This window comes from Ohtaekwangia sp. (assembly GCF_036786105.1).
Lineage (GTDB): Bacteria > Bacteroidota > Bacteroidia > Cytophagales > Cyclobacteriaceae > Ohtaekwangia.
Genome location: NZ_DAIQRQ010000069.1, coordinates 15,769 through 25,549 on the forward strand (window position 1 = coordinate 15,769; position 9,781 = coordinate 25,549).

The 9,781-nt window shown below is 47.2% G+C and carries 10 protein-coding genes; 3 read left to right on the forward strand and 7 right to left on the reverse strand.

Translation table 11 applies throughout. The features are described 5' to 3' along the window. Nucleotides 1–82: 82 nt before the first annotated feature. From V7Q33_RS20345 to V7Q33_RS20370, 6 genes are all read right to left on the reverse strand, one after another. On the reverse strand, nucleotides 83–595 hold the full coding sequence (locus tag V7Q33_RS20345; RefSeq protein WP_331984021.1) for a hypothetical protein: 513 nt from the start codon (nucleotides 593–595) through the stop codon (nucleotides 83–85). Between the two features lie 119 nt (nucleotides 596–714). Beyond that, on the reverse strand, nucleotides 715–1,377 hold the full coding sequence (locus V7Q33_RS20350) for an ABC transporter ATP-binding protein (RefSeq protein ID WP_333821073.1): 663 nt from the start codon (nucleotides 1,375–1,377) through the stop codon (nucleotides 715–717). A gap of 122 nt (nucleotides 1,378–1,499) precedes the next feature. Continuing rightward, entirely contained in the window at nucleotides 1,500–2,288 is a 789-nt protein-coding gene (lpxA, locus tag V7Q33_RS20355; protein WP_331984025.1) for an acyl-ACP--UDP-N-acetylglucosamine O-acyltransferase, read from the reverse strand. Next, entirely contained in the window at nucleotides 2,285–3,682 is a 1,398-nt protein-coding gene (locus V7Q33_RS20360) for a bifunctional UDP-3-O-[3-hydroxymyristoyl] N-acetylglucosamine deacetylase/3-hydroxyacyl-ACP dehydratase (RefSeq protein ID WP_333821074.1), read from the reverse strand. The genes lpxA and V7Q33_RS20360 overlap by 4 nt, the downstream gene beginning before the upstream one ends. Before the next feature lie 126 nt (nucleotides 3,683–3,808). After that, nucleotides 3,809–4,855, reverse strand: coding sequence for a UDP-3-O-(3-hydroxymyristoyl)glucosamine N-acyltransferase (lpxD, locus tag V7Q33_RS20365; protein ID WP_331983881.1), 1,047 nt, complete (start codon nucleotides 4,853–4,855; stop codon nucleotides 3,809–3,811). Between the two features lie 122 nt (nucleotides 4,856–4,977). Further along, nucleotides 4,978–6,204 carry an HD domain-containing protein gene (locus V7Q33_RS20370; protein WP_331983883.1) on the reverse strand — a complete coding sequence of 409 codons (1,227 nt, stop codon included), beginning with the start codon at nucleotides 6,202–6,204 and terminating at the stop codon, nucleotides 4,978–4,980. 121 nt (nucleotides 6,205–6,325) lie between these two features. Between V7Q33_RS20370 and V7Q33_RS20375 the strand changes: the two genes are divergently transcribed. Genes V7Q33_RS20375 through V7Q33_RS20385 form a run of 3 tightly spaced genes read left to right on the forward strand, consistent with a single transcriptional unit; the run spans nucleotide 6,326 to nucleotide 9,538 of the window. Continuing rightward, nucleotides 6,326–7,888 carry a T9SS response regulator signal transducer PorX gene (locus V7Q33_RS20375; protein WP_331983885.1) on the forward strand — a complete coding sequence of 521 codons (1,563 nt, stop codon included), beginning with the start codon at nucleotides 6,326–6,328 and terminating at the stop codon, nucleotides 7,886–7,888. Next, a complete protein-coding gene (gene tsaE, locus V7Q33_RS20380; RefSeq protein WP_333821075.1) occupies nucleotides 7,885–8,343 on the forward strand; it encodes a tRNA (adenosine(37)-N6)-threonylcarbamoyltransferase complex ATPase subunit type 1 TsaE in 459 nt (152 codons plus the stop codon). The genes V7Q33_RS20375 and tsaE overlap by 4 nt, the downstream gene beginning before the upstream one ends. Next, complete coding sequence (locus V7Q33_RS20385) at nucleotides 8,315–9,538, forward strand: alanine dehydrogenase (protein WP_331983889.1); 1,224 nt, start codon at nucleotides 8,315–8,317, stop codon at nucleotides 9,536–9,538. The genes tsaE and V7Q33_RS20385 overlap by 29 nt, the downstream gene beginning before the upstream one ends. A gap of 90 nt (nucleotides 9,539–9,628) precedes the next feature. Here the strand turns inward: V7Q33_RS20385 and V7Q33_RS20390 are convergent. Then, on the reverse strand, nucleotides 9,629–9,781 hold a 153-nt coding region (locus V7Q33_RS20390), incomplete at its 5' end, for a hypothetical protein (RefSeq protein WP_333821076.1).

Genomic DNA, 9,781 nt, shown 5'->3' on the forward strand with positions numbered 1-9,781 from the left:
ATTAACCTGTAACCGATAACTGATTAAAAAAAAAGAGGCCGCTCATTTGAACAGCCTCTTTGCATTTATAGTGTCAGGGAAATTACTTCGTGAATACAAAAGTCCAGTCACCGCTTACAGATTCAGTTCTGGCACCCAGAACATAGCCTGTTCCGGAGTATGTGAAATCCATTGTTAATGTTTTAGCATCTGAAGACAGTGAGTAGGTGATTGATACATCTTGTGAGCCATCGCCAAATTCGCTGTCGAGGCGAATGATGTTGCTGCTGACCGCCGCTGGATTGAACTTCCAGTTACCGGCACCTTTCCAGGGGCTTGCATTCACCTGCTTGCTGGTAGTTAGAGAGTAAGTATATTTTCCACCGGCAGAATATGTACCGGCAATTGTTAATTTAAGTGCAGAACCATCGAAACGGTCATCGGTAGAACCACCAAATTTAACAGATGACTCTGTAAGCGTCCAGGTACCTTTTAATTTATCCAACTGAAGTTCTTCTTCAGTCTTATCGTTACCACCGCCACCACCGCAGCTTGCGAAAAATATACCGGCACTAACGAGGATCAGGAGCGATAAAAGTCTTGCTAAATGTTTCATTGGTTAATTATTATATGTTACGAATATGAGCGTAAAATTTCTAAAATCAAAAAATTACCCAACCCTTACTACGGTCGGAGGCATGTCTTTAATAACCTCCGCACAGGTGGTAGTAACCGTTATTTAAATTGCATAATGTCTATTTTATGGGCGCTGGCCGGATATTCTGCCGGCTGATTGCTGGCAATAAAGATGGTGGTGTGTGCGGGCAACTGATGTAATTCATGCAGATACCAGTCGAAGGCGCGTTGATCGAGATTCGTGCCGGGCTCATCGAGAAAGACCATATCGGCTTCGGTATAGAATGCTAACGCCAGCTTTACACGCTGGCGCATACCGGAAGAAAAATTGGATATATACTTATCGCGTGCAGCAGTCAGGTACATGCGCTCGATCATCTCGCTGGTCTTCAGATTATACCGCGGCGATCTCAGCTTGAAATGAAAATCCAATTGTTCCTGCAGCGTAAACTCATCAATCAGGTCCATATACGGTGTAGCAATGGCGATGCGTTGAAAGACCGACTCCGCTGTTGTCTCGACACCCTCTGTTATATACTTTACCGTTCCTTTACTCGGGGGCATCTGTCCCCATATCACCTGAAGTAGTGTAGATTTACCCGAGCCGTTGGCCCCCGTTATTGCGTAGGTTTGCCCGGCTTGAAAAGTATAGTTGAGGTTTCTGAAGATCCATTCGCGGTTAAATCGCTTCCCCAAATCACTCACCTGCACCGTGAATCTGGCCTGATGTATTTGCTCGGTGTGTATAGCAGCGTGACTCATGGGCGATATACTTCTGAGGTTGTTGTAAGTGGCGTAAAGATATTTATAAAGTTTTCCCGGTGACAGCAAAATAAAAGGCCTCCGATGCGATCATCCGAGGCCTGAAATATAGTGTCGTTACATTAGTCGTTTCCTCCGTATCCTTTCATGATACCCCTCTCCGAATTACGGATGAAGTCGAGGATATAGTCGCGCTCTGTACTCGCGGCAATTTCTTTCTCAACCAGGTCAATCGCTTTCGAGTTATTAAGACCTTTCAGAAAGATGAAGCGGTATATCTCCTGTATCTCGTTAATCTTTTCAGAAGTGAAGCCGCGCCTGCGCAACCCTACGGTGTTGATACCGGCATAGGAGAGAGGCTCGCGTGCTGCTTTGGTATACGGCGGCACATCTTTACGAACCAGTGAACCACCACCGATGTAAGCATGTGCTCCGATCTTGGAGAACTGCTGCACGGCACAGGCACCGCCAAAGATTGCAAAGTCATCGATGATCACATGACCGGCCAGCTGCACCGCATTGCCGAGTATGCAATGATTTCCTACAAGGCAGTCGTGCCCCAGGTGAGCATACGCCATAATGAGGCAATCAGCGCCAACTACGGTTTTATATTTGTCTACCGTACCGCGATTGATCGTTACGCATTCGCGAATCGTAGAGCGATCGCCGATTTCCGTTGTTGTTTTTTCTCCCTTGAACTTCAAGTCCTGCGGAATACCAGAGATAACAGCGCCCGGAAAGATCTTGCAATCTTTACCGATGCGCGCGCCCTCCATGATCACAGCATTCGGACCAATCCATGTACCGTCTCCGATCTCAACATCGTTTTGAACAGTAGCAAAAGGCTCAATGATAACATTGTTACCAATTTTGGCCTCGGGATGTACGTTGGCTAGAGGATATCGGCTCATGAATCTTTACGAACTATACTGGCGGTCATTGTTCCTTCACATACAAGTGTATTCCCCACATACCCACGGCCGCTCATTTTGGCAATACCTCTTTTAATGGGTGCTAACAGATCGCATTGAATAACGATGGTATCGCCAGGAAGCACCATTTTCCTGAACCTGAAGTTTTCAATTCCTAAAAAGTATGTCCAGTAATTTTCCGGATCAGGCACAGTGTTCAATACCAGTATACCACCGATCTGCGCCATGGCTTCGATCTGCAGTACACCCGGCAGAACCGGGTTGCCCGGGAAATGCCCCTGGAAGAATGGCTCGTTAACCGTTACGTTCTTCACACCCGCTACGCTCTCGTTGTCGAGGTAGATGATTTTGTCGATCAGCAGGAAGGGATAACGGTGTTTGAGAATGGAAGAAATCTTGTTGATATCCATCACCGGAGGCAGGTTCGGATTGTACTTCGGTCTGCCTTTCTTGTCAGCCTCCTGCATGGCTTTTTTAAGCTTCTTCGCGAAAGCAACATTGGCTGCGTGACCCGGACGGGCCGCGAGCACCTGCGCTTTCAACGGGCGTCCTGCCAGCGTCAGGTCACCAACGATGTCCAGCAGCTTGTGGCGTGCCGGTTCGTTCTTATAGCGAAGCTCTATGTTATTGAGAATGCCTTCCTGCTTTACAGCCACTTTCGGCTTGCCCAGCATCTTGGCAATATTATCGAGTTCATCGTCTTGTACAACGCGGTCAACAATTACGATTGCATTGTTCAGGTCGCCACCGCGGATAAGGTTGTTCTTGTAGAGCATTTCCAGTTCATGCAGGAAGCAGAATGTTCTGCAGGAAGCGATCTCTTTCTCAAACTGGCGGATGTCGGTAATAGAAGCATGCTGGCTGCCCAGCACGGGTGAGTTATAATCGATCATTACCGTTACGCGATAATCATCGAGCGGAAGGGCTGCAATCTCAACATTGCGTGCCGCTTCGCGGTAGAAGAGGGGTTCCTGTACTTCGAAGAAATCACGCAGGGCGTTCTGTTCTTCGGTGCCGGCACCTTTCAGTACTTCTACAAATTGAATCGAACTGCCATCCATGATCGGGCACTCGGGGCCGTCCAGCTGGATGAGCACGTTGTCTATTTCCAGACCCGTAAGCGCTGCCAGCGTATGTTCGATGGTGCTTACTTTCGCACCACTCTGCTCAATGGTTGTACCACGTGATACATCGGTTACATTGTCGCAATCGGCATCAATGATGGGCGAACCCGGCAGATCGATACGTTGGAACTTTACTCCGTGATTGGGTTTGGCGGGTAAAAAGGTCATGTTCGTCTGAACACCCGTGTGTAAACCAACCCCTGAGAGGGTCACAGATTTCTGAATTGTTTGCTGTTTTATGTTAAGCATGTTCTGGAAAAGTGGGCCAAGTTAATTCCATTATCCAGATAATCCAATTCCGTGTCGGGATTCACGCGTTCCGGTTAATCACGGAAGAGAATCCTTTTCGTAAAATGCTGAAATGTGTTCTAAAAGTCAGGATTCTATTTTCATGAGAACTTTTTTCTCCAGTTCCCGCAGACGTTCGTTGAGGTCCGGCAGTTTTTTGAACACGGCGTATGATTTGAAGTAGTCTTTTACATCGAATGCAGGAGCGCCCATTAACTTCTCACCTTCATCTTTTATAGACTTGGAGATGCCAGCCTGCGCGCCAATGCTGGTATTATTGGCGAGTACCAAATGGCCGGCTACACCAACCTGTCCGGCCAATACACAGTTCTCACCAATTTTAGTGGAGCCTGATATACCGGATTGTGCAGCAATCACCGTGTTCTTGCCAATCTCTACGTTATGCGCCACCTGAATCAGGTTGTCGAGTTTCACACCCTGGCGGATGATGGTGGCATCGCCGAACAAGGTAGCACAGTCAATCACCGTGTTGCCACCAATCGTTACGTTGTCTTCCAGAATCACGTTGCCCAGTTGGGGGATCGTTTTATAGGTGCCATCTTCCTGTGGAGCAAATCCGAATCCATCGCTGCCCAAAACAGTTCCCGAGTGAATTACACAATTGCTGCCGATGCGCGTGCCGGCATAGATCTTTACTCCTGCATGCAGAATTGTATTGTCGCCGATGACCACGTTATCGCCCACAAAGGCTTGCGGGTGTATTTTTACATTGTCGCCAATCTTTACATTGCTGCCGATATAGGAGAATGCGCCACGGTATATATTCTTACCTACCGTTGAGTTCTCGCCAATGTAGCTGGGCTGTTCGATGCCTGTTTTCTGGAAATTGATCATCTTGTGATACTCCTCCAGCAAGGCAGTAAAGCTGCTGTATGGGTCGTCTACCAGAATCAAGTTGGTGGTTATCTCCTTACGGGGAACAAAATCTTTCTTAACGATCACGACAGATGCCTGTGTGGTATAGATATACTGTTCATATTTAGGGTTTGACAGAAAAGCCAGCTGACCTTTCTTTGCATCCTGTATCTTGGCCAGCATATTTATCTTTTCGCTGCCATCTCCCTGCACTGCCCCGCCCAGCATGGCTGCTATCTGACTAATGGTAAATTCCATGTGTTCCCTATTCGTTAGTGGTGGTAATTATCCGTCTCATTATCCGTTTTGTTGAGCAGATCGAATGATCAAAAAACTTTCTGTGCAAACAAGTAACGGTAAAAGATCACGGATAACGTATCTCACAAAGATACATTTTTGGGCCAGCAGAGATAGTTTTTTTTCACGATTTTGCTGATCGCGGTAATGTTGGGAAGATCAGAGGCATGCGCAATGTTGAGCAGCTCACCGCTCTTCATCAGTATATTAATCTGTTGTCCTTCGGTATAGGCCTCGTTGGTAACTGTACCGTAAGAGTATAGATAGGAAGTTTCTGCGCGCAGTGTATTATACGCTTCGGCAATGGCTTCGCGGATTTTCTCGATGGTATTTTTACTGATCGGCTCGTTGCTCAGCCGGATCTGGAAGAGATTGCGGGTAAGCAACATTTCGGATAGCATCGAGAGAATTTCATCCGGATGATTTCGCCAGCACTTCATTGCTCCCCAGATATCATTGTCATCCAGTTGCCCGAATGATTTTAGCAGGCCCGGATCATTCTGAAAATCCGTTAATGTATAGTCGTGTTTGAGAAACAGCGTAAGTGCCCTGCTGGCCTCGAGCTCTTCGCCAGCCTGCATGAGTTTTTGTGCTCTGCGAATGGTATTGATCAGCATACGCTCCGAGCTTACCGATACTTTGTGCAGGTATACCTGCCAGTACATGAAGCGCCTTGCGTTGAGAAAGTTCTCGATGTTGAGAATGCCCTTCTCTTCCACCACGAGTTCATCGTTGTGTATGCGCAGCATCGCGATGATACGCTCAACGCCTATATTTCCTTCGTGCACACCTGTAAAAAAGCAATCGCGCTTCAGGTAATCCAACCGGTCAATATCCAATTGACTGGATACTAACTGATGAAAGAACTTTCGTTCATAGCTGTTCCGGAATATCTTCATGGCCAGACTCAACGCACCGTTAAATTCATCGTTGAGCGTTTCCATAAAGAGGTAGGAGAGGCTTTCGTGCTTTACTCCCGGGAGTAAAGTATATTCCAGTGCATGTGAGAAAGGACCATGCCCCATGTCGTGGAGAAGTACCGCTATTTGTGCAGCCCCATATTCGTCAGGGGAAATCTCTGCACCTTTTAGCCGCAGCGTGTCCAGTACTTTTCCCATCAGGTGCATGGCACCCAGTGCGTGCTGAAAGCGCGAGTGATGTGCCGCAGGATAAACAAACTCCGTTAATCCTAATTGTTTGATATGTCGCAGCCGCTGAAAGTATGGATGCGAGATAAGATCAAAGATAAGTTCGCTGGGGATTGTAATAAATCCGTATACCGGGTCGTTAATAATTTTCTTTTTATTCATGCAATACGCAGTACGTTGTCCGTTCAGGTTATCCGGGAGTTCCTTAAAAAAACATGTACGAATAACGCTCTACGGTCAACCTGTAACAGTATAATCCGTAACTTCCGAAAAAATTCAGATCATGCAAAGATATAGCATTTTGTGGGCGGACGATGAGATCGATTTGTTGAAACCACACATCCTTTTCCTGGAGCAGCGCGGGTATGATATAACACCGGTGAACAACGCTTCGGATGCTGTGGAACTAAGTGACGAGAAACACTTTGATGTTGTATTCCTCGATGAGCACATGCCCGGAATGTCTGGTCTGGAAGCACTCAGCATTATCAAGACAAACAAACCTAACCTCCCGGTCGTAATGATCACCAAGAATGAGGAGGAACATATTATGGAAGAAGCAATCGGCTCCAAGATTGCCGATTACCTGATCAAGCCGTTGAACCCGAGCCAGATTTTACTCTCGGTAAAAAAGATACTCGATAACAAACGCCTTGTGATTGAGAAGACGAATCTCAACTACCAGCAGGAGTTTCGTAAGATCAGCATGGCGTTTATGGATGACATGAACCACGAGCAGTGGGCTGATATATACAAGAAACTAATTCATTGGGAGCTGCAGATGGATCAGCCCGACAACCAGGAGATGGGCGATGTACTGGATATGCAGAAGACGGAAGCCAATGCGAACTTCTCCAAGTTCATTATCCGTAACTACGAGTCGTGGCTCAATAACCCGAGTGCCGACAAGCCGTTGCTATCACACCAGCTGATGAAGAAAAAAGTATTTCCGGAGATTGGAGGAGGCAAGCCGGTGTTTATGGTGCTCATCGACAACCTGCGCATCGACCAATGGAAAATTATTGAGCCGATCATTGCCGAATACTTCACGGTAGACAAGGAAGAGCATTACTATTCTATACTGCCTACAACGACAGCCTATGCGCGCAACGCTATATTTTCAGGGCAGCTTCCGTCTGAGATGGCTAAGACCAATCCTGACCTGTGGGTGGGCGAAGATGAAGAAGAAGGCAAGAATAACTTTGAAGATGAGTTTCTGGCCAAGCAGTTGAGACGGAACAATCTCAATATCAAAATGTCGTATCACAAGATTAAGAACATGGAGGAGGGAAGGAGCCTTGCCGATACAGTAAACAACCTTTTCAAGAACGATCTCAATGTGATTGTCTATAACTTTGTGGATATGCTCTCGCACGCGCGCACCGACATGGCAATGATACGTGAGCTGGCACCCGATGAATCGGCTTACCGCTCTATTACCCGGTCGTGGTTCATGCACTCACCGTTGCTGGATATTCTCAAGAAGATATCGGAGAAAGATGTGAAGGTGGTGATCACTACCGACCACGGCACCATCCGCGTAAAGCGTGCTTTTAAAATTATAGGCGACCGCAATGTAAACACCAACCTGCGCTACAAGCAAGGCAAGAACCTCGGCTTTGAGGGCGATAAGGTGATGCACGTTACCAAACCTGAAAAATTATTTTTGCCGAAACCCAATGTTTCAACCTCGTATGTATTTGCCACGGAGGACCAGTTTTTCGCCTATCCGAACAACTTTAACTACTACGTTAACTTCTATAACGACACCTTCCAGCACGGGGGTATAAGCCTGGAAGAGATGATCATTCCTATAATTTTCTTAACTTCGAAAAATGTGTCATGATCAACGAAGGAATGGTTTACCGGCAGGTAAGCCTTGATGAACTGGAAGAAGTGGCCCGTGCGATTGTAACGAAGTTAGCGGATACACCCGTCTGGTTGTTGTATGGTGAGATGGGCGCGGGGAAGACAACGTTGGTCAAGGCAATTTGTGATGCATTACAGGTGGACGATGTGATTAGCAGTCCCACCTTCTCGATCGTGAATGAATACCAAACGCGGGGAGGGGAGAAACTCTATCACTTTGATTTTTACAGGATAAAAAACGAGGCAGAAGCATGGGATATTGGAACGGACGAATATTTTTATTCTGGGAATCGCTGCCTGGTGGAGTGGCCCGAAAAAATTCCCTCTCTTATACCGGCAGAATATGCCGCTCTTGTAATAACCATTGAAAACAGTACACTACGAACTATAGCCATTTCTGTTCATGACGGAAAAGAAGAAAACCGGATTTGAGGCGTTGGCCAAAACCAGTCTGGTGACGCAAGAGCAAATGCTCGAGGTGCGGAAGCGCAGACATGCATTCTTTATAGGATTACCGCGCGAAATATCACTGCAGGAAAATCGCATCAGCTTAACGCCCGATGCTGTAGCTCTCCTGGTAAACAACGGTCACGATGTGTGGGTGGAGACCAAGGCCGGTATCGGATCGAAGTTTACCGATAAAGCCTATAGCGATGCCGGTGCCAAGATTGTGTATTCACCACAGGAAGTATACCAGGCTGATGTCATTCTCAAGATCGAGCCGCCTACCATGGAGGAGATCGAACTGATGCACTCGGGACAAACGCTCATCTCTGCGTTGCAGCTCGGCCACCTGAAAGTAGAATGCCTGCAGGCCTTGCTGAAGAAGAAAGTAACATCACTCGCTTACGAATTCATTGAAGATAAAGTAGGCGGTATGCCCATCATTCGCGCGATGAGTGAGATTGCCGGCAGCACCGTTATGTTGATTGCTTCCGAATACCTGAGCACAGGTAACAACGGCAAAGGAATTATACTGGGCGGTATAACCGGTGTGCCTCCTACCAAAGTAGTGATTATCGGTGCAGGAACCGTAGCCGAGTATGCTGCGCGAGCAGCCCTGGGGCTGGGTGCCGATGTACAGGTCTTCGACAACCACATCTACAAACTGCGCCGCATTAAACATCTGCTGGGTGTACAGGTATATACTTCCACGATTGATACCGTTACGCTGGGTGATACGCTCAAAACTGCAGATGTGGTGATTGGTGCGTTGCGGGCTGAAAAAGGCAAAGCACGTCATGTGATTACCGAAGAGATGGTAACACAGATGAAACCCGATTCACTGATCATCGATTTGAGTATTGACCAGGGCGGTTGTGTGGAGACATCGGAGATTACGAACCTGAGTCGCCCGATATTTCGCAAGCATGATGTGATCCACTATTGCGTACCCAACGTTGCCTCTCGTGTAGCCCATACAGCTACCAATGCACTAAGCAACATCTTTACCCCTACCATTCTTCGCGCAGCTGAAGAAGGCGGAGTAGAAGCGATGATCTTCTCGCACAAATGGTTTATGAAAGGTGTATACACCTACAAAGGCGGCCTTACCAACGAATACGTAGCCCGCAAGTTCGGCCTGAAGTATAAGAATATAGAGCTTTTGATGGCAGCGAGATTCTAGAGTGTTGACGTGTTTAAGTGTTGGAGTGTTGGAGTTTGGGGAGCACCCCGCATTTACTTCAACACTCCAACACCTCAACACGCGAACACATCAAAGTCTCTCTAAACTCTCTTCCAGCGCTTTGATCTTCGCTTCGGCATCGGCTTTCTTTTTGCGTTCGCCTTCGATGACTTTGGGAGGTGCGCCGTTCACGAATTTTTCGTTTGAGAGTTTTTGATCGATTTTTTCGAGGAAGCCTTTGTG